This window comes from Anaerobacillus sp. MEB173 (assembly GCF_052119505.1).
In the GTDB taxonomy this organism is placed as follows: domain Bacteria; phylum Bacillota; class Bacilli; order Bacillales; family JBJMAU01; genus JBJMAU01.
In genome coordinates this window covers 18,201-45,032 of record NZ_JBJMAU010000023.1, presented here as the reverse complement: position 1 = coordinate 45,032, position 26,832 = coordinate 18,201, and the positions used below count along the sequence as shown (strand labels likewise).

Genomic DNA, 26,832 nt, shown 5'->3' with positions numbered 1-26,832 from the left:
AAATGAATCAGGTGGACCTGAAGGCGAATCAAGCATGAGCCACTAAAATTATACGATTAACCAAAGGGGGATGTCTTTTATGAGACATCCCCCTTTGTACTGTGTAATATATTTAACATTTATAGTATTATTTTATATTACAAAAATGATAGAGTTGTGTATAATAGTGAGAATACTTAATCTTTTATAAGGAGGCAATAAATTGATAGGAACGGAGAGTAATTCTAAATTACGAAGTGATGTTAAAAAACTAGGAAATATCCTAGGAGAAATTCTCGTTCATCAAGGTGGAATTCAACTGCTAAATACAGTTGAGCTGATCCGTAAAACAACGAAATCGTTACGGGAAAATTATGATAATGAAACGTACATACAACTAAAAGAGGAAATTAGCCAGCTTAAACCTCCGATGCGTCAGCAAGTCATCCGTGCTTTTTCGATTTATTTTCATCTTGTAAATATAGCAGAACAAAATCATCGAATTCGCCGCAGACGTCAATATCAGCTCGAAGGTGATGGGGTAACTCAGCCATTCTCACTTGAAAGTGCTATCGTTTCAATGAAAGACAAGCATGTTTCAGATGACGTGATACAACAAGTGTTGAACGATTTGTCTTTAGAACTTGTCATTACAGCACATCCAACTGAAGCAACGAAAAGAACGGTGCTTGAAGTTCAAAAACGTATCTCAACGATTCTTCGACAGTTGGATAATCCATTATTAACTAAGAAAGAACGTATGAAATTAGATGAAAGTTTATTTAATGAAGTCACTGTGTTGTGGCAAACGGATGAGTTGCGAAATCGTAAGCCAACAGTCATCGATGAAGTAAAGTATGGACTTTACTATTTTGACGAAACATTATTCGATGTTTTACCGGACATTCACCAAGAGTTAGAGGATCAGTTAGAAGAATATTATCCTGATACGAAATGGAGTGTTCCAAACTTTTTGAGATTTGGTTCATGGATCGGTGGGGACCGTGATGGAAATCCAAATGTGACTCCTGACATTACATGGGAAACATTGCGCATGCAGAGAAAGCTGGTCATCAAAAAGTATGATAAAGCAATCACTGATTTAATGCGCAGGTTTAGCCAATCGACAACTCGGGTTTCTGCAAATGATCAAATCATCGAGTCAGTCGATAAAGACGAAAAGCAATACTTGGAACAAGGGGAAGAGTGGCCGGTATATTCAGAAGTGTATCGCAGGAAGTTTGCGGTGATGTTAAAGCGTCTGCGAAATATTGATAACGAGAGTATTGGTTATAAAAATGCCGATGAATTGCTCAATGATTTGATTTTAATTAAGCAAAGTGTCGAACATCATCAACCTGCTCATCACAAGTTAAAAACGATCCGAAAATTAATTCGCCAAGTTCAATTGTTTGGATTCCATCTCGCCACACTTGATATTAGAAATCATAGTGGGGAACATGAAGCGGCATTAGCGGAAATCCTTCAGGCTGTAAATGTTTGTCACAATTATAGCCAGTTGTCTGAAGTAGAGAAAATCAGCCTGTTAGAGACAATTTTAAATGATCCAAGACCGCTTTTATTATCGGAAGAAGATTATTCGAAAGAAACACAAGAAATGATAAGTGTATTTAAGATGATTAAACGGGCACACGAAACGTTCGGAAACCGTTCGATCGAAGTCTATCTTGTCAGTATGACCCAATCGGCAAGCGATTTGCTTGAAGTGCTCGTGCTTGCCAAAGAGGCTGGAATTTATCGTTTACATGCGAACGGAGACGTTGAAAGTAATATGAATGTTGCGCCGTTACTGGAAACGATTGATGATTTAGTAGCTGGCCCTGCGATTATGAAGACGTTGTTTGAAATGGATGTTTATCGTAAGCATTTAGAAAAACGAAATCATCATCAGGAAATCATGCTTGGGTATTCGGATGGAAGCAAAGACGGCGGAACGTTAACAGCAAATTGGAAACTATTCAAAGCGCAGCAGGAAATTCATAATATGGCCAAAGACTTTGGTATCAGACTAAAGTTTTTCCATGGACGTGGTGGTTCATTAGGTCGTGGAGGCGGACCGCTAAACCGAAGTATTCTCTCCCAACCTGTAGAAACATTAGGAGATGGTGTAAAGATTACTGAGCAGGGAGAAGTACTATCGAATCGATATCTCCTTGAAGATATCGCATATCGAAGCTTGGAGCAGGCAGCCTCAACGCTGCTGGAAGCTTCAGCGAAAGTATCAAAGAGCTCGGAGCAAGGTCATCATCGTGAACAAGCTTGGGAAGAGGCGATGGAAGAAATTTCTCTTCATGCGTTAAAAAAATATCAATCTTTCGTTTTTGATGATAAAGACTTTTTAATGTACTTTAATGAGTCAACTCCGCTTGCAGAGTTAGGAGAATTAAAGATTGGTTCACGTCCGATGAGTCGTAAAAACAGTCAATCCTTTGAAAATTTACGGGCGATTCCTTGGGTGTTCGCTTGGACGCAAAGCAGACAGTTAATCCCGGCATGGTATGCAGCGGGAACTGGATTAACGGCTTTTGTATCACAAAGTAATGAAAATATGACTTTGTTACAAAACATGTATAAGAAATGGCCATTTTTCCGTTCGACGGTCTATAATCTTCAAATGGCATTAATGAAAGCAGACTTAGGAACAGCGAAGGAATATGTAAATTTAGTTGAAAATCGTGAAGTGGCTGAACGTATTTATCAAGAAATTTCAGAAGAATACAAGAAAACAAAAGACATTTTATTACGTATATCCGGGAACGCTGATTTACTGGATCATACTCCTAATATTCAAGAATCCGTTCGTAGACGGAACCCTTACGTTGATCCACTTAATTACCTTCAAGTCGATTTGATTCAAAAATTCCGTAGTTCTGATGTGAAAGAAGAGGAAGTATTAACGGAAGTGCTACTAACAATTAATGGTATTGCAGCAGGTGTACTAAATACTGGTTGATCGATGAGAGAATCCCGCTTACAGCAAGTTGTATGCGGGATTTTTTAAGTGCATATCTTTGGATGGACGATTTGAATGAATCTGGCAAAACGAAACCTCTATATAAATTTTTCTGAACCCCGATTGCGTTGGTTACTGGTTAAAGTATCTGACGGCTTTCAGATTCCAAACAAGAACATAGAGGATTAAAGGATAGGATAGTGCCGAATATGATAGCTTCCAATGATTATAATAAAATACTTCTGTTTGAACCAATAGCCATTCATAGCAGATAAGGAAACCAGTCGTAAATCCGATATAAAGGAATTGTTTTTGGATACTACCGAACGGAAAATAATTTAAGAAAATAATATTAAATAATGGATAGAGTGGGAAAACAAGTAACATTTTATATTGAATTCCCTCGCTAAAATAACCATACAAATTGTTTTTAAAGCTAAGATAAACATCAACAATCAAATCAAAATATAAAGCAAACCAAATGGTTGCATACATTTCCAGTTTCGTTAATCGTTTTTGCATCTTTATAATGATGATAAGAAAAACCAGCATCGTTGAGAAAACAAGTATTAGTCCCAAGCAGAAATCCATCCTTTCAAACAAATCACTATTTATCTATCATAGACACGTAAAGGTGTTGGTAAACACTTCTGATCATAAATACCTGTTTGAAATAAAAAGTAGCAAGCGTTTGTTATCTTTTGATAATGAATGCTTTTATTTTTGTGTCATTACAAGAAATATTCAAGAAAAGTAGTTTGTGCGAAAAAACCTTAATGAAAAGTAACGAATAGGTTGGCTTAATATTTTTGAGCATCCTTAATCATTATTTTATAAAAATTCTCTTAAGATAATCTGTTTATTACTTAATAAGAATTTTAAAATAAGAGAAGTTAAATTGTCTAAAAATATTGACAACTAGTGAGGTTTTAATTATTATCATATTAGTAAACTTGTTTCACTTATAATATAATAGTTGGTTTTAACAATAATTGTAAGCGATTGCAATTATTGTAGTTTCATAACTATTATAGGTATTTGGTGAGAAATCAAATAAAAATGGGGGATTGTGATGAAGAAAAAAAGTGTTTTTCTGACAGTGCTTTTAGCAAGTATGGTACTCTTACTAGCTGCATGTGGGAGATCTGAGGATGTTCAATCAGGTACAGTTGACGGAGAGAAGACGTATAATTTTAGATTATCGTTAGTAACACCGCCTACACACGGGTGGACAGTAACGGCAGAAAAGTTTAATGAAGAGCTTCAAAATCGTTCAGAAGGACGTATGAGTGTTGAGATTTTTCCAAGTGGACAGCTTGGTACTGAGGCAGATATGGTACAGCTAATGGAAGTTGGTACATTGGACTTTGGATTTATTACAAATGCATATATGAGTACAAGATCTGAATCTTTGAATGCTTGGTTTATGCCATTTTTATTTGAAGATTTAGCAGCAGCGAGTCAGGCTAGAAATTCCGAAGAAGCGAAACAAATGTTAGCTGAGCTGGATGTACAAGGTCTAGTTGGATTAGACTTCAGTTTTGCTGGGGAACGACATGTATTAATGAAGGACGGTGCGATTCATTCTCCAGAAGATTTAAATGGGAAGAAATTACGTATCATTGGAAATCCAGTCATGCAAGACTTCTGGACTGGATTAGGAGTGAGCCCAACACCAATGCCGCTTGGAGAAGTATATTCTTCATTACAGACAGGTGTCATTGATGGAATTGATATTGACCTTGATGCATTAGTTTCGATGAATCTGCAAGAGATTGCACAGGATTTAACTTTAACAAAGCAAATGGCATTCCCATCAGTAGTTGTAATGAGTAAACAAGTATTTGAGTCATTATCAGCTGAGGATCAAGCTATTGTGGTGGACGCGATGCAGGCAGCTGTTGATTGGGGAGTTGAGGATGCAATCGAGCGTGAAAACAGCAACCTTGAAGTGTTAAAAGACAAAGGTTTAACGATTATTGATGATTTTGATACATCAGCTTTTGCTTCTATTAAAGAAGAAATCTATTCGAAGTATAGCAGTAATGACATCATTAAGTCATTTATTGAAAACAATCAGTAAGAAGAATGATAGGGGGCTTTGAAAATGACTTTGACAACTATGATCGGAAAATTAAGTGATACGGTATTTAAAATTGAAAAAGCCATTGTAATGGTCTTGATTTCACTCATGTTTTTAATCCTTACTGGTGGTGTATTTTTCCGTTACTTTTTGAACAGCCCCTTAATTTGGAGTGACGAGTTTGCTATTTTTACACTAATTTGGTTGACTTTTATAGGCGGAAGTATAAGTATTAAACGGCAGCAAGCTGCTGCCGTTACCATTTTGGTTGATAAATTAAATGAAAGAGGAAGAAAGATTGTAGCAAGTATTGGCTTTCTCATTCTCCTTATTTTTTGTGTATTTATCGTCTATTATTCGTATACATGGCTAAGTTCACCAAATATAGTTTTACAGAAATCAAATTCGATGCAAGTACCAATGATTTACCCTTATTTAAGTGTTCCGATTGGCTTCCTCTTTATGAGTATCCATTCAATGCAATTGTTTCTACTAAGTCTTAAGGAATCTGTATAAGGGGTGGTTTAATATGTTACTAGCATTATTCGTATTTATTATTCTATTATTGTTACGTGTTCCAATAGCCATTGTCTTAGGGATTACAAGTGTTGCTTATATTGTTATTAGCGGCAGTCTGGGACTTTTGCATACAGTTCCGCAACGACTGTATTCAGGCTTAGAAAGCTATGGATTATTGGCGATTCCATTGTTCATGCTTGCTGGTGAACTTATGAATTCAGGGGGAATTACGACAAGGCTTGTACGGTTTGCAAAAGTTTTGTTTGGCCATTATCGATCAGGGTTAGCGTATGTAAATGTTGTAGCGAATATGTTTTTAGCTTCCATTATCGGATCGGCAACTGCGCAAATTGCGATGATGAGCAAAGTAATGGTTCCATCAATGGAAAAGGAAGGGTATGAGCGTTCCTTTGCAAGTGCGACGACATCTGCGGCTGCTTTACTTGGACCAATTATCCCGCCAAGTATGCTATTTATTATTTATGGCGTTCAATCTGGAACGTCGATCGGTACAATGTTCTTGGCAGGGATAATGCCTGGGGTTTTACTAGGTCTCTCGTTTATCCTTGTGATCATGTATGTTGGCTATCGTCAGCAGTTGCCCCGATCAGAGAAAGCTTCTCTGAAAGAAGTCTTTGAAGCGAGTTTCAAAATCATACCAGCTTTATTTGTTCCAGGAATTATTATTGTTGGGATCATTAGTGGTGTGTTTACACCGACTGAATCGGCAGCAATTGCTTGTTTTATTGGTGCAATTGTAGGATTTTTCTTATATAAAGATCTAAAAATTAAAGATATTCCTAATATCTTGGTCAATACAGCAATGACAACAGCGACGGTAACATTGCTGATTGCAATGGCGAATATCTTTGGTTGGGTATTAACGTTTGAAGGAATCCCGCAAATGTTAGCCAAAACAATGACCGGTATTACAGAAAGTCCGTTACTTTTTCTGTTACTAACGAATCTATTATTATTATTAATTGGAACAGTCATTGATGGGATTGCAGCGTTAATTATTCTAGTACCGATTTATTTGCCGATGATTGTTATGTATGACATTGATCCCGTTCACTTTGGGATTATCATTTGTATCAACTTAACGATAGGACTGTTAACACCACCGGTAGGAGCTGGATTGTTTATCGCATCTGCGATTGGAAATGTAAAAATTGAAGAGCTGACACGAGCTATTTTTCCGTTTTTAATTGGATCATTTATCGTATTAATCATTATTACGGTTTGGCCAGATCTCGTATTATGGATACCAAATCTAGCAAAATAATAATATGTATTCTTAAATGAAGTTAAATACGAAAAGTCTCTCCCGTAAAATCTGCAATTGATCAGGTAACGGGCGGTTCCGTTACCTATTGCAAACATTGAAAATGCAACTTATAATGACTACTAAATAGGCAAATTTTTTTAATAAAAAACACGGGGTCAACTAACCCCGTGTTAAATCCAAACCTTTTTGATAATATTGCATCATTATTTCTTCAGGAACCATACTTCCGCCAGTCCCCCAAATAATGTGCGTACCTTTACTCATTTTTTCCGTCAAATTATGTTTCAGTAAATAATCGGTTCCTTCTTTACTTAATTTAATTGGTCCTATCATGCCTGCTAGTGCGGAAGGTTCTAAATGAATCCCCTCTGTATCAATTAGTTCCTTTAATAACTTATACAACAGTTCATCGCTAACCGTATAATTACCACTTAGAAACGGTTCTATGGTTTTACCCACAAATCCAGATGGTCTTCCTACAGCAAGTCCATCAGCATCTGTTACATTATCAATACCAATATCTTGTACGGAAATTTTATCATGAAGTCCCGTCATTAAACCAAGTAACATACATGGAGAGTGGGTAGGTTCTGCAAAGAAACAGTGAACATGGTCTTGATACAACAACTTCAAACCAAAAGCTATACCACCGGGACCACCGCCTACTCCACATGGAAGGTAAACAAACAAAGGGTGATTTTCATCAATTGTTATCTCTAACTCTTCTAATTGTTTTTTTAATCGAGATGCTGCCACTGCGTATCCTAAAAATAGGTCATGAGAATTTTCATCATCTATAAAATAACATGTAGGGTCCGCATCTGCTTGGAGTCGCCCTTCCTCTACTGCTTTACTATAATCTGAATCATATTCAATTACATTAACATTTTTGCTTCGAAGCAAGTCTTTTTTCCATTGTTTCGCATCAGCCGACATGTGAACAGTCACATTAAAGCCTAACTTTGCACTCATGATACCTATGCTAAGTCCTAAATTTCCAGTCGAGCCTACTACGATTGAATACTGTGAGAAGAATTTTCGAAACTTTTCACTATCTAAAATGGAATAGTCATCTTGAACCGTCAGCAATTGATGTTGAAGAGCTAATTCTTCTGCATGTTTGAGAACTTCATAAATCCCGCCTCTTGCTTTTATAGACCCTGATATTGGGAGGTGACTATCACACTTAAGCAATAATTCCCCTAATATAGGTTGTTGATAATCCTGTTCTAAGGCTTGTTTCATGGAAGGAATTCTTATTAAAGGAGATTCTATTATTCCATTCATCTTTTTTGTTTCAGGGAAAACTTTGGAAATATATGGAGCGAAACGTTTTAGCCTTTCTTCTGCGTCCCATACATCATCTTGAGTAAGGGGGGATTTATTTATTCCTGCTTTAAACTTTTCAGTATTAGGATTTAACCACAATATTTCCTCCATCGAGATGAGTTTGTTTAGTAAAGGATAGTGTTCTTTCAATGTTTGTAGATCACTAAAATTAATTTCTTTCACTTTTTTATTCCTCCTCATTGACTTAATATTAGTCATCAAAACTATTCGAAAAATAATTTAATAAATGTTAAATACAGTTTAACATGAACAACTTTAATTGTTAATTATTATTTAAAAGTGTTAAATTATAATTAACAATTTATGAATACTAAAGGACTCAGTAGCGCGCTGAGTCCTTTGATAAAATTAATTGCTTCCTTATTATATAGTATTTTTTTTAGTCATTTCCTGCAGCTTTATGAAGTGAAACTTCCTGAGATGTTTTTTTCTCCAATTGTTTATAATAAGCATATTTTTCTGGTACAAACGATAATGCGATAGCTGCTATAATTCCCGGGATTGCAAACGCAAGGAAATTCAATTGAATAGGTAAGGCAGCAGCAAGTAAGATGCCTCCAAGAGTTGGAGCGATGATGGCTCCGATCCTTCCAACTCCAGAAGAAACTCCAAGAGCGGTTGATCGAATGGCAGGTGGATAGTATTGTGATACAAAAGCATTGGCGATATTTTGCGATCCAATTGTGCATGCTCCTGCAATTGCAACTAGTATATAAAGGATAAACATGCTGCTTTTAAATCCTAGAAGGACTAAACAGACGGCTCCGATTACATACATTGGGATTAACAGTTTTTTAGGACCCCACTTATCAGATAATCTTCCAACAATCAGTGTCCCGACAATCGCTCCAAAATTGAGTACTATTAAAAATCTTAAACTTGAATCAATCGCATATCCAGCTTCAAACATTAATTTAGGAAGCCATGTATTTAATCCGTAGATCATTAACAAGCTCATGAAAAATGTAACCCAAATCATACTCGTACTTAGTCCACGTTTGTTTTTAAATAATTGTCCAACAGATGAACCGTTTTCAGTAAACGTTCTCATTTCAAATTGAACAGATTTAGAATAGGTAAAACCAGGATTCACTTTTGTGAGCATCTTGCTTAATTCTTGGTTACGTCCCTTCAATATAAGAAAATTAGGAGTTTCTGGAATCTGCTTATACATGATAGGCAGGAGTAGAAGCGGGATTCCAGCAATCCAAAAAATAATTTCCCACCCAAACTGAGGAATTAAGAAGATACTTAATGTTGGTGCCATCATTCCACCGACTGAATACCCGCAAAGTACAATGGAAACTAATGTGCTTCTGCTCGTTTTTGGTGAATAATCAGTCATTAATGCAATGATATTTGGCATAATCCCACCGAGACCTAACCCTGCAATGAAGCGATAAATTGAAAACATTTCGGGATTAGGAGCAAAACCGCATAGGGCTGTAAATAAGCTAAAAAGCATAATACATAATAGAATCACATTTTTTCTTCCGATTCTATCTGCTAATATGCCAAAGGATATAGCACCAAACATGACACCGATATACCCATAACTTCCTATTGTTCCGGCCTGAACTGTGCTTAACGACCATTCTTCAATTAAATAGGGGACTACTGAACCATAGAGTACAAGGTCATATCCATCAAATGCAATAATGAATGTGCACCAAAATAATAGTATGAAATGAAAACGGTTAAATTTACTCTGACTAATAACCTCTGTTGTATTAATATTCGCCATTTACATCCACCTCCTGAATAAAATTTGTAATGATTAACGTTTACAAGAAATACAATTTATAACTTAAACATGTTTATAATAATAGATAACATGTTTCTTAATAGTGATTATAAACTGATGTTTTAGTTTGTGACAAGTCAAAATTTTAAAAAAATTATATATTCACATTATTGGCAGTAATAACCAAAGTTGTATAACGGATATAAAAAAGCATCTCTTCATGTAGAAGAGATGCTTTTAAGTATGTCGACAGGTTTCTGGACTGAGTCCAGACTGTCCGAGGTCACAAATTATACTGTTTCTCGTTTGTATCCAAAACTTTCAGAAATTTCCTGACTGATTTTCACTAAATATTGACTAAGTTCTTCTTCTTCGTGCGTTGGAATTAAGTCAGAGAAACCAACAACTGTAATCGCTCCTAACAGTTTTTTTCTGTAGTTAAAAATTGGAAAGGATACTGATGAAACAGATGAAACAATTGGTTCCTGTGCAAATGAAATTTCTTTTTCTTTAATAAAATGACATTCTTTTTTAAACTGATTTACTTTATCTTCTGGGCTATTAGAAAGGCCATTCCTGAGCCACTCGCTAATGCTTTCTTCTTCTAGGAAGGTGGCAAATATTTTGCCGGTTGCAGAAAGGACAGGAAGAAGTGTTCCAACTTGAGCTCCGATATTAAACCCTTGATTTGTATTTACTTCTTTGATAATCATTGGCCCATTGAATGTCCATGTTGAATAAAGAACTGTACTTAAACTTTTGATATTAACTTCCTGCATATAAGGTGTTACTCGATCAACGACATTTTCCTCAGCACTGGCTGCCATCCCGTACTCTATTAGCTTACTTCCAAGTATATAGGAACCAGATTCTTTATTACGATAAAGAATCCCTAATTGAGTGAATGTATTTAAGTATTTATAGAGATTACTTTTTGTAATGTTCGTTAACTCATGAATGTCAGAAAATTTCAGTGGTCTTCCTTGTTTGGCAAGTAAGTCTATAATGCTCATCCCAACTTGTAACGACTGAATTGTTGTCCCTTTTTTAGGTTCCTGCATAGATGATATCCTCCTAACTCTATCTACTATCATAACGAATGAACACAGACAGTACAATTGATAATTAAAATGATAGATCCAATTATACATTAATAATTATAAAACTAAAAAGAAAATATTTTCTTAAAAATAATCAATAAAACTAAAAAAATATTTTAAATTTATTGACAAATTAGCAGAAGTAAATTAAATTAATTATAAGATTAGTGAACAAAGTTATCTATAATGATAATAGAATTAGAAAGGAGGGGTGCAGATGAAGAAATTTCTAGTCATGATTGAAAGAAAGCCTACTTTTACAGGAAGCTTACTTCAGGGCCATCGAGAATTTTTAGGGAACCTAAAAGGAACCTCCCTTGTCTATGCTGGAGGCTTTGAAGATCAGTCAGGTGGAGCTTACGTTATTCAAGCCAATTCTTTGGAAGAAGCACAAAAAATTGTAAGTAATGATCCAATGAATGAGGAAAATGAAACGGTTTACAAACTGAAGCAATGGAATTTTAGTTAATTTATTAATAAACATAAATCAAATGATTAGATGAGGAGAGAAACTATGAAACTAATTACATTTACACAAGCAGGGATTTCACGTATCGGAGCAATTGTTAATGAGGAAGTCATCGATTTACATGCTTCATACAAAGCATTACTAGAGTCAGAAGGAAAACTTCGCGCTAAGCAAATAGCTGAAGCACTTGTACCAGCAGACATGACTGGATTTTTACAAGGCGGTCAAGAAAGTATCGAACTAGCTGAAAAAGCAATTAACTATGCATTAGAACAAAAAGTAAATAATGGCTACCAACTTGTTTATTCATACAATGAAGTCAAAGTAGAAGCACCGGTTCCACAACCAGGGAAAATCTTTGCTGTAGGCCATAACTATCGTGAACATATTTTAGAAATGGGCCGTGAGCTTCCATCACATCCAGTGTTGTTCGCTAAGTTTGCGAATACAATTATTGGACCGCAAGACGATATTCCATTCCATCCAGTTTCAGAACAATTAGATTATGAAGCAGAATTTGCATTTGTGATCGGAAAACGTGCGAAAAATGTATCAGAAGAAGATGCTCTCGATTATGTCGCTGGATATGCAGTTGCCAATGACGTTACGTATCGTGATATTCAACGTCGTACACTTCAATGGTTACAAGGGAAAACAGTTGATGGAAGTTTACCAATGGGTCCATGGCTAGTGACGGCTGATGAAATTCCTGATCCACAAACATTAGAAATGGTCTTAACGGTCAATGGAGAAGAACGTCAACGTACAAATACGGCAAACCAAGTATTTACAGTTAAGAAACTCGTTTCATTTTTATCTAGCCTTGCAACATTAGAGCCAGGGGACATCGTTATTACTGGAACTCCAGGTGGTGTCATTCAAGCGATGGAACCACAAGTATGGTTGAAAGATGGCGATGTTGTCCGTGTAGAAATCGAGCAAGTAGGCGTGTTAGAGAATACAGTACGTTCTGTAAAAGGGGAGTAAGGTATGACACAACGTAATATTGAGTCTGTTAATAAATCGATTGATCGCATTCTTGAAACAGTGAAAGGTTTGTCAGAAGAGACGATCCGCTGGAAGCCAACGGAGGACGAATGGTCGATTATGCAAATCATCGCCCATATTGTAGAAGCATTGCCTTATTGGGTTAATGAGATCGAACAGCTTGTTGAGACACCTGGGAAAGTATGGGGGAGAAACCATTTACATGAGCCGCGTTTAGAAGCGGTGAAGCCAGAAACGCTTAATGCGATTTCAGTAGCACAAATGATTCAAGCACTTGAAGAGGTAAAAGGACAAGTTCAAGCAGGAATTGAAAAGCTAACGGCTGAACAACTTGCTGCTGAAGCGACAAGTGTGAATCCGAACTTTGGTACAAAACCGATCTCATGGATTATTGACCATTTAATTGATGAACACGTCAACAAACATGAAGGTCAAATCAATCGGAATCTAGCAAAAGTACCCAACTAAAAAAAGTAAGAGGGTGGAGTTCATATGGCAGAAAAAAATGACTTTTTTAAAAGTAAAATTGTCCAGGATTTTACGAGAGATATTCGGCAGTACAACCTTGGGCCGCTTTGGGAAGCAATTCCAGAATTAATGCACAAAACACCAGAGCCACATGCTGAGGCCTATCTTTGGCGTTGGGATCTATTAAAGAAGAAGTTAGATGAAGCTGCACAAATTTTCACACCGGAGCGCGGTGGGGAGAGAAGAGCGATTTATTTACAAAATCCAGGTTTAGATTATCGTCAACCATGGGGCTGGGCTTCAACGAGCCAAACGCTTTATGCTGCTGTTCAATTGCTCCAACCAGGTGAAGAGGCTCCATCTCACCGACACACGCAAAATGCACTTCGGTTTATTACACATGGAGAAGGTGCCTATTCAATCGTTCAAGGTGAGCGAATCTTTATGGAAGAGGGAGATTTTCTCATTACACCGAAGGATTTGTGGCATGGTCATGGTCACCTGGGAACTGAGCCGATGATTTGGATGGATGTTCTTGATATTCCAACCAAGTATATGATGGGTGGAACGTTCTTTGAACCATATCCAGAAATGCTTGAACAGCCGAAAGTGCCTGACAACTATTCGTCACAACGTTATCTGGGTGGGATGGTTCGCCCGATTTCAGATCGCAAGCCGAGTAAAGCTCCACTTGGTTCATATAAATGGAAACAAACATTAGCTGCAATTGAAGGGTTAAGTCAGTTTGACCCAGATCCTTATGATGGCTATGCTGTCGAATATATTAACCCATCAACAGGTCAGACGGCGAACCCAACGATTGCCGCTTGGATGCAAAAGCTTCCGAAAGGCTTCCATTCGAAAGCGCATCGCCATACACATTCAACGATTTATCAAGTACACAAGGGATCAGGTTACACCGTTATTAATGGCCAGCGTTTTGATTGGTCAAAAGGCGATTACTTCATTATTCCTAACTGGGCATGGCATGAACATGTTGCGTCAGAAGATAGTTTCTTATTCTCAGTTAGTGACTTACCTATCATGGAACACTTTGATGTTGAGAGAGAAGAAGCATACGAAATCGGAAACGGTCAACAAGAAGTAACAAGTGAATTTCAGCCAGTGTTAGTTTAAGAATCGTTTCAATTATAGAATAGGGGGAAAACGTTATGTTAAAATCTGAAGATACAATGATTATTGTTGGTGGAGGGATTGGTGGTCTGGCAGCTGCTTTAGCTGCAGCTGAGGCTGGGGAAAAAACGACAGTGCTTGAGCAAGCACCTGAATTTGGAGAAGTTGGTGCAGGGATTCAAATGGCACCAAATGCAATGGCCGTTCTAGATCGCTTCGGTGTCGCTGATGAAATTGCAAAAGTTGCTGTATTTCCAAAACGATTAGTCTTAAAAGATGTTTATACAGCTGAAGAGTTAACAACGTTAGATTTAGGAGATGAATTTAAAGAACGCTACGGTTTTCCATACATTGTGTTACATCGTTCAGACTTACACCGTGTTCTTTTAGAAGCTTGTCAAAAAAATCCGTTAATCACCCTTGTTACAGACCAACACATTGAAACTGTAGAGGAGTCAACAGAAGGTGTTGTTGTCACAAATGCCAGAGGAGAAAAGATCGTTGGTAAAGCGTTAATCGGGGCAGATGGTCTTAAGTCGAAAACTCGCAAACTATTTGTCGATGATGAGCTGATTTGTTCAGAGTATGTTGCTTACCGTGGAACGATTCCAATTGAAGAGATTAGTGACGATGCCAACATGGATGATGTAATTATGTGGATTGGTCCTAACCTCCACCTTGTTCAATACCCTGTACGTCGTGGTGAGTTATACAACCAAGTGGTTGTGTTCAAGAGCTTAACGTATAAAGATGGTGCAGAAGACTGGGGTACACCAGAAGAAATGGACCAAGTATTTGAAGGATCACATCCGAAAGTAGAAAAGGCCCTTTCATTTATTCAACGCCAATTCCGTTGGCCGATGTATGACAGACTTCCAATCTCAAATTGGACAAAAGGAAATATTGCACTACTTGGTGATGCGGCACATCCAATGCTTCAATACTTGGCTCAAGGTGGAGTTCAAGCATTAGAAGATGCCTCTTACTTAGCAGATATGCTTAAAAAACATGGTGCTAACTATGAAGACGCATTCAAAGAATACCAAGAGGAACGTATGCCAAGAACGGCAAAAGTTCAAACAAGTGCACGTACATGGGGAGAAATTATCCATGCGGAAGACCAAATTTCTGTTTTGTTAAGAAATACAATCTTCAAACAACGTTCAGCAACTGACTATAGTCATACTGATTGGTTATATAGCCAAAAATACGGGCAAGGATCTAAAAAGGTATCGATTAAGTAATCTGAGCTTTGATTAAAATACATGACAGTCCCTTGATAGTTAATGATATAACTATTTGGGGACTGTCTCTTTTTTATTCATTACAAGGGGATTGTGAAGTCGAAACATGGGGATTGCCCATTACGTTACATAATGGCTCGCTCCATCAGGCAGACCTAGGTTTCTTCGATGAGGATCATTGGGTCATTTGATAGAGTTATCCCTCACACTATTAATGAAACTTGAAAGGAAGCGGACATGAGAGACGTTATCTGTGACAAAAGAACGGTTTTCTGTAACCGAGCGGACATGAGAGGCCCTATTTCAATAAAACCTCTTCATTTTCATTGAGAATTAGGGGGATAAGGTCTGTCATGTCCGCGAAACATAAGAAAATAGGGTTTTTGAGTGAAATAAGGGCCTGTATGTCCGCGTAGCTAAAATAATAAAACAAAAGTTTGGTATGTACACCATAAGGAGTTTAGCAGTTTTATTTGCGAATAGAAATGGATTAGGGTAGGAGTATTTAGAATGTATGTTATGGTAAAGTTCTTAATAGAGTTGGTGGATTAGTTGTGAAATAATATAATGAAGTAACTATAGAATTTACTAGAGAGGAGTTGATGTATATGAAGCCACGTATTTCGGTAATAACATTGGGTGTAGATGATTTAGAGAGGTCATTAAATTTCTATCGGGATGGACTTGGATTACCAACAAAAGGTATTGAAGGTAAGGAATTTGAGCATGGTGCAGTTGCATTTTTTGACTTACAATCAGGATTAAAACTTGCACTTTGGAATCGGAGAAATATAGCTTATGATTCAAAAGTTAATCAGAGCGCAAAAAGCCCAACCGAATTTACAATTGGTCATAATGTTGGTAGTAAAGAAGAGGTCAATTTGGTAATGGAACAAGCAAAAAAGGCTGGTGCAGTTATTACAGTTCAACCGCAAGATACTTTTTGGGGTGGTTACTCTGGATACTTTCAAGACCCAGACGGGCATTTGTGGGAAGTAGTTTGGAATCCATTTTGGGAGTTCGATGAATAAATTCAAATTGCTTTTTCAAGTAAAGGGTAGCATTACTGGAACTACAGTAATGCTATTTTGCTTTTCTGATCATCTATATTTATTACCCAATATTGTTTTCTATCTGGTTTACGGTCTAGAAATCGAACTTACATTTTGTATATTGTGTAATTGGGTTTTAAGGCTTCACCTTTACACAAATTAACATTTCACTTTTTACTTTTATGGTAGAATGAAAGAAAGATGTGGAAATTTTAGGGGGTTATAATGAGGAAGTTATTATCATTAATCGTCATGATCATTTTATTATCAGGATGTAGTACAGAATTAACTTTTTCAGAAGTAAGCGAGGAAGCTGTTCATAAAGAGATTCGATCATTTATCAACGGTGCGAAGGATGAAAATGGTGTTTATCTATATTTTGATAATCAAGAATTAATGTATGTGTATTTGAATGGTACTAACGTTAACGAAGGTGAAATGCTTGTCCATTTTACAGATTTTGATGTGGAAGGAAGCGGAGACACAATGGACATTTTATATCGAGATGCAGAGACAACTGACATTTCGGATCAGTCATTACATTATGAACTTTTGTACAAAGTGAAGATAAATAAAGAATATGAAACGATCAGGCTTTTTCGCAATGATGAGGAAGTGTCTTTCGGGGGCATCTCTGGTAATTAATAGTTTTGTTATTCGTGATTTCGAAGGCCAAAACGGATACTATAGAAGAATATAAAGAAAGAATAGCGAATCGTGCAGCGACCCGCTATTCTTTTTCATTTAGGAAAAGGCTTTAATATCAAACACATAATGGACGACAAGAAATGTAATAATCATCATTATGATCCCAATGAAGGCTCCTGTTAATGCTTCCTTGATTAGGAAACTGTTTTCAGAAGATACATTTTCGGTTGTTTTTTCTTCGTTCATCATTTGTTCCTCCAAAATATATAAATTTTTAGTAATCAATTCATATTTTGGCGAGACAAGATGAAATACTTACTCTTATATTTAATCGGATAGAGGAGTTCTTTTCTTTTTAATAGGTAGATAGCGTTACTTATGTTTACAAAGAATCTGCAAAGCAATAAAAGAGTGATGACAAATAAAATAATTGTAAATAAAATGATTTCTGTCTGATTTGGCGGGAAAAATAAACTTGCGTCATTCACAGAATCAAATAGTTCAATTGTATTGTCCGTCCCTATTACTTTGCTTGAGGTTGTCAAATTCGATTCAGTTGTTACAAGCAATAAAGTAAGTATTAAGAAAATTTTAGACAGAGTAATGGATGTTTTCAAATTTATCACCTTGAGTCAGGTTAAGTGTATTTCAAAATATAGGTAGGCATTTTTATAAAATAAATTATACTCCAAAGTTAATATTAATCAATAGGAACAGTTTTGCAGTCATTACAAAAAGAATGGTGCAGCCATAACCACCATTCTTTTTGTATTGTATATGATTTAGATTTAGCTATTTTGGAAACCGTTCATTTGTTGCTCTGCCATTTGAACAAGGCGTTTTGTGATTTCGCCACCTACTGAACCGTTCGCACGACTTGTTGCATCTGGTCCAAGTTGTACGCCAAATTCTTGGGCAATTTCATACTTCATTTGATCTAACGCTTGCTTTACTCCTGGAACGACTAGTTGGTTACTATTACTATTGTTGTTGCTTGCCATCTTATACCATTCCTTTCTTGTAAAGTATTAAGTTAGATATCTAACTTGTAATCATTAAGGTGTACGAATAGTTACAGGATATTCATAATAGTCGATAGTATTATATTCCAATTGGTGACTGACACTTGAATCCTCGTAAAATAAAGGACTAAATCAAAATGCTCGAGAAAATATAAAAAAAGGTTTACGATAAACGTAAACAGTTTCGTACATATACAAATCGAGGAGAGGGTTCGGTTGCAAACCTTTCGAATTGCGGTGCGGCATTATGGGAAATGGACGGTGTTTTTTTATGACGGAAACGAAAAAATTGTTAGAGGCAGATTTATATAAGCCTATTCAAACCTTTTTTATCAAGGAAGGCTACGAGGTTTATGGCGAGGTGAAAGATTGTGATATGACTGCGGTCAAAGACGATGAATTAGTCGTAATTGAATTAAAGCTTACGTTGAGTGTTGATCTTCTCGTGCAAGCAACAAAACGGCAACGGATCACTGATCTTGTCTATATAGCCATCCCAAAACCGAAATATAATCTAAGGTCAAAGCGTTGGACGGATCTGTGTCATTTAGTTCGAAGATTGGAATTAGGGTTGATTGTTGTTTCTTTTACTGCAAAACGCAAAAGATCAGAGATTATTTTTCATCCGACCCCATTTGACCGAAAAAAACATAACAAGCGGAAAAGGGAGAATGTGTTGAAAGAAATAAACGGGAGAAGTGCTGATTTTAATATTGGCGGAAGTAATCGAACAAAAATTATGACTGCCTACAAAGAAAACTGCATACAAATTGCCTGCTACCTCGAACAATGTGGACCACTATCTCCGAAAAGGTTAACCCAGATGGGAACAGGGGGTAAAACGTCATCCATTTTACAGAAAAACTTCTATGGATGGTTCGAGCGGGTTAAAAGAGGAACTTATGTCATTAGTGTAAAGGGGATCGAAGAGTTAAAGCAGTATCCTGAGCTTGTCCAGTATTACTTAGAACAGATGAAAAAGGAAACAGAATAAAAGAAAAGTAACGGGTTACGTATAGAGAGTACTAAATTTACCCGTTACTTCAAAAGGACAAAAGCATTACAATTGTGTCTTCTCAGTTTTGATAGGATACCAGCCAGTTGTAAGAAATAATTTGTATTGCCAATGAACGACAACGAAGGTAGAAAAGGCTAAATAATAAGAAAACAGATAATTCCATTCTTTTTTATGCTCTAAATAGTTCGTCCAAATAAGTGAAGTTTCGACACCAAGTAAAATGAATGCCCACAGGAAATAGTAAACTAGAATTTTTAACCGACTTTTTGGAATATATTTTATAAAGAAATAGGCTAATAGCGGAAAAAAAGTAATATTAAGCAAAATTGGAGCACCGATGGTAGAAGCAACTGGTAATGGCAGGTTATCGTATTCCCACACTTCAAGGATATGGACGAGAATAAACTGCTCTAAAAAACGTAAATAACTAATTGTTAAAAGTGTCGAATAATAGTGGCGGAAATCAATACGTTTGCGCCACATAAGAAAAAAAAGAATTGCAATTGTACTATATATTAAAATGAGCATCATATCATCAACTCCTGAACTCTATCCTCGCATAAAAGCAGTATTGTATATAAATAAATGCAAAGATTATCCCATCTGCAAAGAAAGACATCCATAGATTCCACCAGAGATGGTGTTTAATTAATCCGTATTTGAGATAAAAATATTCAAAGATGATCGCACACACGACCCAAACAGCTGTGTAAATTATTTTCTTCGTAAGCTTTTCAGGGATAAATTGGATAAATAAAAAAGCTACAACAGGATAGATCCCAAAGTCGAGAAATAGTTTAACACTTTTGCTTGCAAGAGGCGGATCCTCGTAAGACCAAAGTTCATATTGCACCATGATTAAATCGGTAAACAAGCCGAGAAATGCCGAAAAGATAGCTGTTGGAAATAATTCAGGTATTCTTTTTTTATCCCCTAATAATGCAAATATGACCCATGAAAAAATAAATACTCCGATTGTTACCATATGCGTAAGTCTCCAAATTGAATCAAACTGGGAAAATTATTCAATAGTAATGATCCCTGTATTATTCAAGAATATTTGTTGTAATATCTTTAATAATTGTTTATTATTACCAAATGGATAGGATTTATGTACCGTTTATCTATAGAAGCAGAAAAATCGAAAGGTTCAAAGCCAGGCTTTTTTGACTTTTTTCAACCAAGCTCAGTATATTTTGGCTGGGTACCTTATGATGAAAACGGTGAAGTAGGGTTTCCGGAAAATCCTAACGGCTCTGGGTATGGCTTTGGTGAGAGACACATCGAGCATATAGTAAGTATTGATGAATATGAATTAGAATAATAGTAGAGATGGAAAGCCTTTAAGAAGATAAGACTTTCTAGATTTAATCCTCTATCCGACAGTCCATAGCAACTGTTCGGTTAAGGGATTTTTAATCTAGACAGGTATCTTGAATATGTATAGTAAGCCAAATAATAGTTTAACTATAAAAAAGTAAACAGATTTCTTTTTTCATGAATAAACCCTTCTTTATTATTAAAAATAACTGAGAGTTATTTATTTGATAGGAGATGAATTGATGAAAGAGAAAATGTTAAAGTTGATGTTAGCTGTTATACTTTTGTTTGGTTTTCAAATTTCGGATATCATGATCGCACATGCGAATGATGAAACTGGTCCGGGTGATGTTGAGCAGCAGCGGTGGTGGAAAAGGGACAAACAAGATAAAGCTGAGAGGGATTTTCCTGATCTTAATGGGGGACCTGAAGATCAAACTCGCCAGCAGCCACCGGTTGACATGAATATTTTACAACAGAAATATCCAGATACGTTTTTTTTACGTGGACGTACTGATCAAAATCGAATTGCAATCACGTTCGATGATGGGCCAGACCCACGGTTTACTGAAGAGGTCTTAAATGTATTAAGTCAGTATAATGTACCAGCGACGTTTTTCGTAATGGGATCGCGAGCTGTTGCTTATCCGGAAATGGTTCAACGGATGAATAATGAAGGCCATGTTATTGGAAACCATACATATTTCCATCCTAACCTTGCAAAAGAAGCAGATATTCCAACATTAGAGAGGGAAGTCTCAAGAACAGAAGACGCTCTTAATGAGATTGTTGGTTATCGAACAAGTCTATTCCGCCCTCCATATGGCTTTTTGTATGAAGAATTAGTCGAAACGCTTGCTGAAATGAATTATTCAGTGATCGGTTGGTCACTTGATTCTCTTGATTGGGAAGAAGATGGTGCAGACGCCATTGCTGCACGCGTAGTAGAGAACGTTCATCCAGGAGCAATTATTCTAATGCATGACGGTGCAGATTGGGACGGGGATCGAACATTTACAATCGAGTCTCTTCACCAAATCATTCCGACACTGCAGGAACAGGGCTACGAATTTGTTACTGTTCCAGAGTTATTGAATATTCCATTTGCAAAATAAGTATAAGCGGACAGTGCTAGCACTGTCCGCTTGTTTTCGTTAAGTAGCCTGTTGGAACGGAAATGAAATTTATCGAGGATGTTAGTCTTTGATAAGGACAAACTATACAAAAATGGTTAATTTCTGGAGGGTGATTATGTGCTTGACGTCCTCATTATTGGTGCTGGGCTTGCAGGACTTACTACGGCTGTAGAACTAACAAAAGCAGGCTATCAAGTCCGGGTCATAGAGGCACAGACGCGAGTAGGTGGAAGAGTTTTTTCGATCCCGTATGAAGGGGGCGCACTTGAACTTGGTGGACAATGGATTGGCCCAACGCATCATCGCGTGAAGTCGTTGGTCAAGGACGCTGGACTTACGTTAACAAAAACGTATATGAAAGGAAAAACAATCTATTCCAACCTTGACAAGGAAATGGAGATACAAACACAGCCATTTTCACTCCAATCAAAAGTAGAGTTGTTTCGCTTTAAAAGAAAATTAGAAAAGCTAGCGGAAACGATCCCAAAACAATTCCCATGGGAGGCTATCAACGCTCGTGCTTTAGATAGTCAAACCGTTGAAACGTATTGTAACCACTGGTTAAAAATAGAGACAAACAAAGTTTTTATCCAGCGAAAAATCGAGGAAATGTTATGTAATGACTTAACCGAAGTGTCGTTGCTTGATTTGTTATGGTGCATTCGTACAACAGGATCGGTTAACGATATTTTGGCTGGCGAGAAATATTGGTTGAAAGATGGAGTCCAATCATTGGTGCAATTTCTTGTCAAACAACTACCTCGTGATTGTATTGAATTAGGAATAGAAGTAGAAGAGATTCAATGGGGTAAAAGAGTAGTTACCGTTAGATGTAAAGCCAATAAAACATAGAATGCCAAAAAAGTGGTCGTTACCTTACCACCTGCTTTATGCGGCCGGCTTCGTTATGACCCTCCGCTGCCGGCTATACGAGATCAGATGACGCAGAGGCTTGGACAATCTTCCGTCATAAAATGTAATCTGATTTATACTCGTCCCTTTTGGAGAGAGTCTGAACTTACTGGCCTTTCCTATATAGGAGAAGGACCGGTCCATATGACAATGGATAGCTCGATTAGTAATGAAGTTGGTGTGTTAACAGCTGTTATTGCGGGAAAAGAAGCCCGTGCCGTTGATGAATGTACTGAGAGCGAACGTCGTGATACGGTAATACAGACGGTAGGACAACTTTTTGGAGAAGATGCAAAGACACCTGTAGAATATTTTGAAAAAAACTGGATTGCTGATCCGTTCAGTAGAGGTGGATATGGTGCCCACTTTGCTCCGGGTGTGCTGACGCAATTTAAAGATTCATTATTTCGTCCGATTGGGCCGATCCATTTTGCTGGTAGTGAAACGTCAACCGAATGGCGCTTATATATGGAAGGAGCGTTGGCATCTGGAGAACGTGTAGCAAAAGAAGTGATCAAAGAACTGATCAAAGAACTGAAGTGAAAGACAAATAATAATAGGGATGCCTAATAAGTGACATCCCTTTAATTTACCTTTGAAATGTTAATATCAAATCTTTGGTGTTACTTACCTTTTTTTCTTTTTTGATGGATCTACTGTAACATTCTTTTTGATGACTTCTAAGGTAACTTGAACTTGTAGCGTCATTTCATCCAACTTAGTAATACTAACCACTTTGCCTTTACGTTTTTTGATTTTTACATTATCACCAACGGATGGCACGTTTTCGAGCAGCTGACTTAATAGCAGGTTTTTGTTTTCATAGTAATGTACAGTAATCATTCTTCTCACCTATTTCATATGGTATCTCTTACTTAACAATGATCTTAGAGACCCCTCCATATAAAATATATGATGAAAGATCGTTTTAGACACTGATTTACTGACTGCGTTGAAAAAAAATTATTAGGATATTCATTGAAAACAATTCACAAATTATACATTGACCAAACAGGTCATCTTTTGTTATATTGAACATGACCGGAGTGGTCAATTTCTCTGAAGAAAGGAGCTAATTATAATCAATTCAAGTTTTTACAGTCTGGAGCTAGAGAAACAAGAACGAATTATCAATGCTTGTATTAAAGAATTTGTTCAAAGTGGTTTTGAAAAAGCATCAACCAATGAAATTGTAAAAGAAGCAAAAATATCGAAAGGGTCACTTTTCAACTATTTTAATAATAAGAAGGATTTGTATAATTTCTTACTTGAACATGCGATTGAGATCATTGAAAAAGTCTTTGAGGAAACTGATTTTAGTGAAAGTGACATATTTGAAAGACTGAGAAAGATAGGAATAATAAAGTTTAAGTTCCAAAAAAAATATCCCCAAATATTTGATTTTCTTAAGGCTATTAGAGAGGAAAAATCACCTGTAGTGATTGAAGACATTAATCAAAAAACGAATGCAAGTCTTGAAAGCGGCTTAGAAAGAATTTATGAAAACATAGATTGGTCAAAATTCCGGGAAGATGTTGATATCCAAAAAGCAATAGATATTCTTAATTGGACAATGATTGGATTTGGAGAAAGAGAAGTAAAGAAATTAAATTCTTTTAGTGAAATTCATATGGATATACTCAACGAATGGAACAGCTATTCAGAGCTTCTGAAGAGTTGTTTTTATAAAAAAGAGGGTGAATAATATGAGTTTATTAAAAGTGACCAATTTAACAAAAGAATTTGGAACGTTTACGGCGTTAGATCGTATCAGTTTTGAGGTGAAAAGCGGAGAAGTATTTGGATTTATTGGTCCAAATGGTGCAGGTAAGTCTACAACCATCCGTGTCTTGCTCGGTATTCTCAAGGCATCAAAAGGAGAAGTGAAAATTTTTAACAAGGACGCCTGGGATGATGCTGTAGAGATTCATAAACGGATTGCCTATGTACCAGGTGATGTTAATCTATGGCCGAACTTAACCGGTGGTGAAGTTATAGATCTTTTTGCCAAATTAAATGGAACAGTGAATAAAGCAAGAAGAGACGAGTTTATAAAACGATTTAATTTAGATCCTACAAAAAAATGCCGGACGTATTCGAAAGGAAACAGGCAAAAAGTGGCTCTAATTGCTGCCTTTTGTTCGGATGCGGATTTCTATATTCTAGATGAACCAACCTCTGGTCTTGATCCATTGATGGAAAATATTTTTCAGGAATGCGTGCTGGATATAAAAAGGCAAGGTAAAAGTGTGCTGCTTTCTAGCCATATTTTATCCGAGGTAGAAAAGCTTTGTGATCGTGTTTGCATTATACGTCAAGGAAAAATCATTGAAACAGGTTCGCTAAACGAGCTTCGTCACTTAACACGTGCACATATGCTTGTCCAAACAAAGCAACCAATAACAGGACTGGATGAGCTTACGGGTATTCATGAAATAGATCACAAAGAGCAAGGAGTTTCTTTTCAAGTTGATACTGAGCAGATAGATTTAGTTATCAGACATATTAGTCAATTTGGAATTGTGAAGCTGGAAAGTGCACCGCCAACTTTAGAGGACTTATTTATGCGCCATTACGAAGGAACGGAGGGAACAGGAGTGGGAGGTGTAAAATAATGCATAGTAATCTACTCGACAAAACTGCTCCTCTTGCTGCATTTATTTTCCGGCTTGATCGGATTCGAATTCTGTTATGGATAATCGGGCTCACCTTTTTTACACTTATTGTTCCTCTTTCGTTTATGGGTTTATATGGTTCTCAGCAGGAAAGAGATGTTATGGCACAAACAATGGTGAATCCTGCAATGACAGCAATGGTTGGCCCTGGTGATTTAGCGAATTATACGATAGGTGCAATGACAGCTCATCAAATGTTACTAATGACAGCTGCTGTAGTAGGATTAATGAGTATTTTGCTAGTTGCCCGTCATACGAGAGGTGATGAGGAGGATGGACGCTTGGAAATGATCCGTTCTTTACCGACTGGTCGCCTTTCATATTTAAATGCAACTCTTGTGGTGATTACAGGGACTTGTGTTGCTTTAACATTAATTAATGGTCTAGGCCTCTATGCACTTGGAATTGAAAGTATGGATTTAGAAGGATCATTACTTTATGGTGTGGCATTAGGAGTTACTGGCTTATTTTTTGCAGGAGTGACTGCAATTTTTGCTCAGCTGTCAGAAAGTTCACGGGGAACGATTGGTTATTCGATTGCCGTACTATTAATAGCCTATCTTGTTCGAGCCATTACTGATGTAAGTAACGAATCATTATCATGGATTTCCCCATTAGGGTGGGTAACGAAAGCAGAAGTTTACTCAGCAAACAATTGGTGGCCAATCGGGTTAATGTTTGGAGCATCGTTACTTCTTTTTCTTACAGCGAATTATTTGAACGCTATTCGTGATTTAGATAGAGGGTTTTTACCTTCAAAGCCAGGGCGAAAATATGCTTCAAGTTTCCTGCAAAGTCCAATAGGTCTGGCATTAAGACTGCAAAGAACCGGGTTGATTGCTTGGGCGATTGGTATGTTTGTGTTAGGGGCTTCTTATGGTTCTGTTTTGGGTGATCTTGAAGCATTTTTTGCTGATAACGAAATGATGATGCAACTTCTGCAGCCTGCAGAGGGGGTTACATTAACAGAGCAATTTATTCCGATGTTAATGATCGTCATTTCTTTATTGGCGACTATCCCGCCTGTGATGGCAATGAATAAGCTACGTGGTGAGGAGAAGAAAGAACGAATTGTTCACCTTTTGGGTAGAGCTGTTTCGAGAAAAAAGCTATTAGGCAGTTACTTATGTATCGCGATAATTAATGGTTTTGTGATGATTTCACTAGCTGCTCTTGGACTTTGGTCTGCAGGAACTGCTGTTATGGAAGGTGGCCTCTCCTTTGCAATGATTTTTGGCGCAGCACTTTCCTATTATCCAGCCATGCTTGTCATGATTAGTATAGCCGTTTTTCTTATTGGTGTTCTGCCAAAGTTCACAAATTTCATTTGGTTCTATGTATTTTATTCGTTTATCGTTTTGTATTTAGGTGGTTTATTTCAATTTTCTGAATGGGTCGGTAAAATGTCGCCATTTGGTCATGTGCCACAGGCACCAATTGAGGAATTCTCTATTATGACACTAATGTTATTATGTATGGTTGCATTTGTATTGTTTGTGATCGGATTTGTCGGCTATAATCATCGGGATATTGAAAGCTAAACTGCGGAAATACCATTTATTTACCCAGATCCACTAAAGTTTCATTTGGAAATAGGAACGGACAGAAAGAGGATGTCTCATAGCAAAGGAACAGTCACCTCGAGCACAAAATACTGTGATAAAGTCACTATATTTTGTGATTTTCGAG

At 36.9% G+C, this 26,832-nt stretch carries 26 protein-coding genes and 2 pseudogenes; 19 read left to right on the top strand and 9 right to left on the bottom strand.

Translation table 11 applies throughout. The annotated features are described in order from the left end of the window. Nucleotides 1-202 precede the first annotated feature (202 nt). Nucleotides 203-2,953 carry a phosphoenolpyruvate carboxylase gene (gene ppc / locus ACJ2A9_RS21800; RefSeq protein WP_441423813.1) on the top strand — a complete coding sequence of 917 codons (2,751 nt, stop codon included), beginning with the start codon at nucleotides 203-205 and terminating at the stop codon, nucleotides 2,951-2,953. A 132-nt stretch (nucleotides 2,954-3,085) separates the two neighbouring features. Here ppc and ACJ2A9_RS21795 read toward each other — a convergent pair whose 3' ends face one another. Beyond that, complete coding sequence (locus ACJ2A9_RS21795; RefSeq protein WP_441423812.1) at nucleotides 3,086-3,532, bottom strand: hypothetical protein; 447 nt, start codon at nucleotides 3,530-3,532, stop codon at nucleotides 3,086-3,088. A 493-nt stretch (nucleotides 3,533-4,025) separates the two neighbouring features. Between ACJ2A9_RS21795 and ACJ2A9_RS21790 the strand changes: the two genes are divergently transcribed. The 3 genes from ACJ2A9_RS21790 to ACJ2A9_RS21780 are packed head-to-tail and all read left to right on the top strand — an operon-like array spanning nucleotide 4,026 to nucleotide 6,840. Beyond that, complete coding sequence (locus ACJ2A9_RS21790; RefSeq protein ID WP_441423811.1) at nucleotides 4,026-5,036, top strand: TRAP transporter substrate-binding protein; 1,011 nt, start codon at nucleotides 4,026-4,028, stop codon at nucleotides 5,034-5,036. Between the two features lie 24 nt (nucleotides 5,037-5,060). Continuing rightward, nucleotides 5,061-5,552, top strand: a complete 492-nt coding sequence (locus tag ACJ2A9_RS21785; RefSeq protein ID WP_441423810.1) for a TRAP transporter small permease — start codon at nucleotides 5,061-5,063, stop codon at nucleotides 5,550-5,552. A gap of 13 nt (nucleotides 5,553-5,565) precedes the next feature. Further along, nucleotides 5,566-6,840 (top strand): TRAP transporter large permease, encoded by a 1,275-nt coding sequence (locus tag ACJ2A9_RS21780; RefSeq protein WP_441423809.1) that lies wholly within the window; start codon nucleotides 5,566-5,568, stop codon nucleotides 6,838-6,840. 162 nt (nucleotides 6,841-7,002) lie between these two features. On the opposite strand, the gene ACJ2A9_RS21775 is transcribed toward ACJ2A9_RS21780, so the two are convergent. The 3 genes from ACJ2A9_RS21775 to ACJ2A9_RS21765 all read right to left on the bottom strand — a co-directional run bounded on the left by ACJ2A9_RS21775 (nucleotide 7,003) and on the right by ACJ2A9_RS21765 (nucleotide 10,998). Next, nucleotides 7,003-8,355 carry a D-serine ammonia-lyase gene (locus ACJ2A9_RS21775; RefSeq protein ID WP_441423808.1) on the bottom strand — a complete coding sequence of 451 codons (1,353 nt, stop codon included), beginning with the start codon at nucleotides 8,353-8,355 and terminating at the stop codon, nucleotides 7,003-7,005. Between the two features lie 217 nt (nucleotides 8,356-8,572). Then, a complete protein-coding gene (locus ACJ2A9_RS21770) occupies nucleotides 8,573-9,937 on the bottom strand; it encodes an MFS transporter (RefSeq protein WP_441423807.1) in 1,365 nt (454 codons plus the stop codon). A 290-nt stretch (nucleotides 9,938-10,227) separates the two neighbouring features. Then, entirely contained in the window at nucleotides 10,228-10,998 is a 771-nt protein-coding gene (locus ACJ2A9_RS21765; RefSeq protein WP_441423806.1) for an IclR family transcriptional regulator, read from the bottom strand. 256 nt (nucleotides 10,999-11,254) lie between these two features. Between ACJ2A9_RS21765 and ACJ2A9_RS21760 the strand changes: the two genes are divergently transcribed. The 7 genes from ACJ2A9_RS21760 (at nucleotide 11,255) to ACJ2A9_RS21730 (ending at nucleotide 17,057) form a co-directional block, all read left to right on the top strand. Beyond that, nucleotides 11,255-11,506: a YciI family protein gene (locus tag ACJ2A9_RS21760; protein WP_441423805.1), complete on the top strand. Its 252-nt coding sequence runs from the start codon at nucleotides 11,255-11,257 to the stop codon at nucleotides 11,504-11,506. Nucleotides 11,507-11,551: 45 nt separating this feature from the next. Then, on the top strand, nucleotides 11,552-12,493 hold the full coding sequence (locus ACJ2A9_RS21755; protein WP_441423804.1) for a fumarylacetoacetate hydrolase family protein: 942 nt from the start codon (nucleotides 11,552-11,554) through the stop codon (nucleotides 12,491-12,493). A 3-nt stretch (nucleotides 12,494-12,496) separates the two neighbouring features. Beyond that, nucleotides 12,497-12,982 carry a DinB family protein gene (locus ACJ2A9_RS21750; protein ID WP_441423803.1) on the top strand — a complete coding sequence of 162 codons (486 nt, stop codon included), beginning with the start codon at nucleotides 12,497-12,499 and terminating at the stop codon, nucleotides 12,980-12,982. A 24-nt stretch (nucleotides 12,983-13,006) separates the two neighbouring features. Continuing rightward, nucleotides 13,007-14,119 (top strand): cupin domain-containing protein, encoded by a 1,113-nt coding sequence (locus ACJ2A9_RS21745; protein ID WP_441423802.1) that lies wholly within the window; start codon nucleotides 13,007-13,009, stop codon nucleotides 14,117-14,119. Between the two features lie 35 nt (nucleotides 14,120-14,154). After that, the gene (locus tag ACJ2A9_RS21740; RefSeq protein ID WP_441423801.1) at nucleotides 14,155-15,360 is read left to right on the top strand and encodes an FAD-dependent monooxygenase; all 1,206 of its coding nucleotides are present in this window, start codon (nucleotides 14,155-14,157) and stop codon (nucleotides 15,358-15,360) included. Nucleotides 15,361-15,968: 608 nt separating this feature from the next. Then, on the top strand, nucleotides 15,969-16,391 hold the full coding sequence (locus ACJ2A9_RS21735; protein WP_441423800.1) for a VOC family protein: 423 nt from the start codon (nucleotides 15,969-15,971) through the stop codon (nucleotides 16,389-16,391). A gap of 246 nt (nucleotides 16,392-16,637) precedes the next feature. Further along, nucleotides 16,638-17,057 (top strand): hypothetical protein, encoded by a 420-nt coding sequence (locus ACJ2A9_RS21730; protein WP_441423799.1) that lies wholly within the window; start codon nucleotides 16,638-16,640, stop codon nucleotides 17,055-17,057. Between the two features lie 99 nt (nucleotides 17,058-17,156). On the opposite strand, the gene ACJ2A9_RS21725 is transcribed toward ACJ2A9_RS21730, so the two are convergent. Next, nucleotides 17,157-17,306, bottom strand: coding sequence for a hypothetical protein (locus tag ACJ2A9_RS21725; RefSeq protein WP_441423798.1), 150 nt, complete (start codon nucleotides 17,304-17,306; stop codon nucleotides 17,157-17,159). A 542-nt stretch (nucleotides 17,307-17,848) separates the two neighbouring features. Further along, complete coding sequence (locus ACJ2A9_RS21720) at nucleotides 17,849-18,061, bottom strand: small, acid-soluble spore protein, alpha/beta type (protein WP_441423797.1); 213 nt, start codon at nucleotides 18,059-18,061, stop codon at nucleotides 17,849-17,851. A gap of 292 nt (nucleotides 18,062-18,353) precedes the next feature. Here ACJ2A9_RS21720 and ACJ2A9_RS21715 point away from each other — a divergent pair, with 292 nt between their 5' ends. Then, the gene (locus tag ACJ2A9_RS21715; RefSeq protein ID WP_441423796.1) at nucleotides 18,354-19,076 is read left to right on the top strand and encodes a DUF2161 domain-containing phosphodiesterase; all 723 of its coding nucleotides are present in this window, start codon (nucleotides 18,354-18,356) and stop codon (nucleotides 19,074-19,076) included. Nucleotides 19,077-19,142: 66 nt separating this feature from the next. On the opposite strand, the gene ACJ2A9_RS21710 is transcribed toward ACJ2A9_RS21715, so the two are convergent. Both ACJ2A9_RS21710 and ACJ2A9_RS21705 read right to left on the bottom strand, forming a co-directional pair. After that, nucleotides 19,143-19,631, bottom strand: a complete 489-nt coding sequence (locus tag ACJ2A9_RS21710) for a CBO0543 family protein (protein ID WP_441423795.1) — start codon at nucleotides 19,629-19,631, stop codon at nucleotides 19,143-19,145. Between the two features lie 4 nt (nucleotides 19,632-19,635). Further along, nucleotides 19,636-20,085, bottom strand: a complete 450-nt coding sequence (locus ACJ2A9_RS21705) for a CBO0543 family protein (RefSeq protein ID WP_441423794.1) — start codon at nucleotides 20,083-20,085, stop codon at nucleotides 19,636-19,638. Nucleotides 20,086-20,211: 126 nt separating this feature from the next. Here ACJ2A9_RS21705 and ACJ2A9_RS21700 point away from each other — a divergent pair, with 126 nt between their 5' ends. From ACJ2A9_RS21700 to ACJ2A9_RS21690, 3 genes and pseudogenes are all read left to right on the top strand, one after another. Next, on the top strand, nucleotides 20,212-20,424 hold the full coding sequence (locus tag ACJ2A9_RS21700) for a hypothetical protein (protein WP_441423793.1): 213 nt from the start codon (nucleotides 20,212-20,214) through the stop codon (nucleotides 20,422-20,424). Nucleotides 20,425-20,662: 238 nt separating this feature from the next. Then, the gene (locus tag ACJ2A9_RS21695; protein WP_441423792.1) at nucleotides 20,663-21,535 is read left to right on the top strand and encodes a polysaccharide deacetylase family protein; all 873 of its coding nucleotides are present in this window, start codon (nucleotides 20,663-20,665) and stop codon (nucleotides 21,533-21,535) included. A gap of 138 nt (nucleotides 21,536-21,673) precedes the next feature. Next, a pseudogene (locus tag ACJ2A9_RS21690) lies at nucleotides 21,674-23,011 on the top strand (flavin monoamine oxidase family protein). An 84-nt stretch (nucleotides 23,012-23,095) separates the two neighbouring features. Here ACJ2A9_RS21690 and ACJ2A9_RS21685 read toward each other — a convergent pair. Then, nucleotides 23,096-23,311, bottom strand: a complete 216-nt coding sequence (locus ACJ2A9_RS21685) for a hypothetical protein (RefSeq protein ID WP_441423791.1) — start codon at nucleotides 23,309-23,311, stop codon at nucleotides 23,096-23,098. A 232-nt stretch (nucleotides 23,312-23,543) separates the two neighbouring features. On the opposite strand from ACJ2A9_RS21685, the pseudogene ACJ2A9_RS21680 reads away from it, so the two are divergent. The 4 genes and pseudogenes from ACJ2A9_RS21680 to ACJ2A9_RS21665 form a co-directional block, all read left to right on the top strand. Next, a pseudogene (locus ACJ2A9_RS21680) lies at nucleotides 23,544-23,714 on the top strand (TetR/AcrR family transcriptional regulator); the annotation flags it as partial. 6 nt (nucleotides 23,715-23,720) lie between these two features. Next, nucleotides 23,721-24,173 carry a TetR/AcrR family transcriptional regulator gene (locus ACJ2A9_RS21675; RefSeq protein WP_441423790.1) on the top strand — a complete coding sequence of 151 codons (453 nt, stop codon included), beginning with the start codon at nucleotides 23,721-23,723 and terminating at the stop codon, nucleotides 24,171-24,173. Nucleotide 24,174: 1 nt separating this feature from the next. Then, nucleotides 24,175-25,083, top strand: a complete 909-nt coding sequence (locus ACJ2A9_RS21670; RefSeq protein ID WP_441423789.1) for an ABC transporter ATP-binding protein — start codon at nucleotides 24,175-24,177, stop codon at nucleotides 25,081-25,083. After that, nucleotides 25,083-26,684: an ABC transporter permease gene (locus tag ACJ2A9_RS21665; RefSeq protein ID WP_441423788.1), complete on the top strand. Its 1,602-nt coding sequence runs from the start codon at nucleotides 25,083-25,085 to the stop codon at nucleotides 26,682-26,684. Before ACJ2A9_RS21670 ends, ACJ2A9_RS21665 begins: the two co-directional genes overlap by 1 nt. Nucleotides 26,685-26,832: the final 148 nt, after the last annotated feature.

Excerpts from the sequence above, each read along its gene's own strand:
- ACJ2A9_RS21710 (WP_441423795.1), bottom strand. The coding sequence starts at position 19,631 with ATGATGCTCATTTTAATATATAGTACAATTGCAATTCTTTTTTTTCTT.
- ACJ2A9_RS21750 (WP_441423803.1), top strand. The coding sequence starts at position 12,497 with ATGACACAACGTAATATTGAGTCTGTTAATAAATCGATTGATCGCATT.
- ACJ2A9_RS21725 (WP_441423798.1), bottom strand. The coding sequence starts at position 17,306 with ATGAACGAAGAAAAAACAACCGAAAATGTATCTTCTGAAAACAGTTTC.
- ACJ2A9_RS21745 (WP_441423802.1), top strand. The coding sequence starts at position 13,007 with ATGGCAGAAAAAAATGACTTTTTTAAAAGTAAAATTGTCCAGGATTTT.
- ACJ2A9_RS21685 (WP_441423791.1), bottom strand. The coding sequence starts at position 23,311 with ATGATTACTGTACATTACTATGAAAACAAAAACCTGCTATTAAGTCAG.
- ACJ2A9_RS21765 (WP_441423806.1), bottom strand. The coding sequence starts at position 10,998 with ATGCAGGAACCTAAAAAAGGGACAACAATTCAGTCGTTACAAGTTGGG.
- ACJ2A9_RS21700 (WP_441423793.1), top strand. The coding sequence starts at position 20,212 with ATGTACCGTTTATCTATAGAAGCAGAAAAATCGAAAGGTTCAAAGCCA.
- ACJ2A9_RS21760 (WP_441423805.1), top strand. The coding sequence starts at position 11,255 with ATGAAGAAATTTCTAGTCATGATTGAAAGAAAGCCTACTTTTACAGGA.
- ACJ2A9_RS21785 (WP_441423810.1), top strand. The coding sequence starts at position 5,061 with ATGACTTTGACAACTATGATCGGAAAATTAAGTGATACGGTATTTAAA.
- ACJ2A9_RS21720 (WP_441423797.1), bottom strand. The coding sequence starts at position 18,061 with ATGGCAAGCAACAACAATAGTAATAGTAACCAACTAGTCGTTCCAGGA.
- ACJ2A9_RS21715 (WP_441423796.1), top strand. The coding sequence starts at position 18,354 with ATGACGGAAACGAAAAAATTGTTAGAGGCAGATTTATATAAGCCTATT.
- ACJ2A9_RS21705 (WP_441423794.1), bottom strand. The coding sequence starts at position 20,085 with ATGGTAACAATCGGAGTATTTATTTTTTCATGGGTCATATTTGCATTA.
- ACJ2A9_RS21730 (WP_441423799.1), top strand. The coding sequence starts at position 16,638 with ATGAGGAAGTTATTATCATTAATCGTCATGATCATTTTATTATCAGGA.
- ACJ2A9_RS21740 (WP_441423801.1), top strand. The coding sequence starts at position 14,155 with ATGTTAAAATCTGAAGATACAATGATTATTGTTGGTGGAGGGATTGGT.
- ACJ2A9_RS21770 (WP_441423807.1), bottom strand. The coding sequence starts at position 9,937 with ATGGCGAATATTAATACAACAGAGGTTATTAGTCAGAGTAAATTTAAC.
- ACJ2A9_RS21755 (WP_441423804.1), top strand. The coding sequence starts at position 11,552 with ATGAAACTAATTACATTTACACAAGCAGGGATTTCACGTATCGGAGCA.
- ACJ2A9_RS21670 (WP_441423789.1), top strand. The coding sequence starts at position 24,175 with ATGAGTTTATTAAAAGTGACCAATTTAACAAAAGAATTTGGAACGTTT.
- ACJ2A9_RS21665 (WP_441423788.1), top strand. The coding sequence starts at position 25,083 with ATGCATAGTAATCTACTCGACAAAACTGCTCCTCTTGCTGCATTTATT.
- ACJ2A9_RS21695 (WP_441423792.1), top strand. The coding sequence starts at position 20,663 with ATGAAAGAGAAAATGTTAAAGTTGATGTTAGCTGTTATACTTTTGTTT.
- ACJ2A9_RS21790 (WP_441423811.1), top strand. The coding sequence starts at position 4,026 with ATGAAGAAAAAAAGTGTTTTTCTGACAGTGCTTTTAGCAAGTATGGTA.
- ACJ2A9_RS21735 (WP_441423800.1), top strand. The coding sequence starts at position 15,969 with ATGAAGCCACGTATTTCGGTAATAACATTGGGTGTAGATGATTTAGAG.
- ACJ2A9_RS21780 (WP_441423809.1), top strand. The coding sequence starts at position 5,566 with ATGTTACTAGCATTATTCGTATTTATTATTCTATTATTGTTACGTGTT.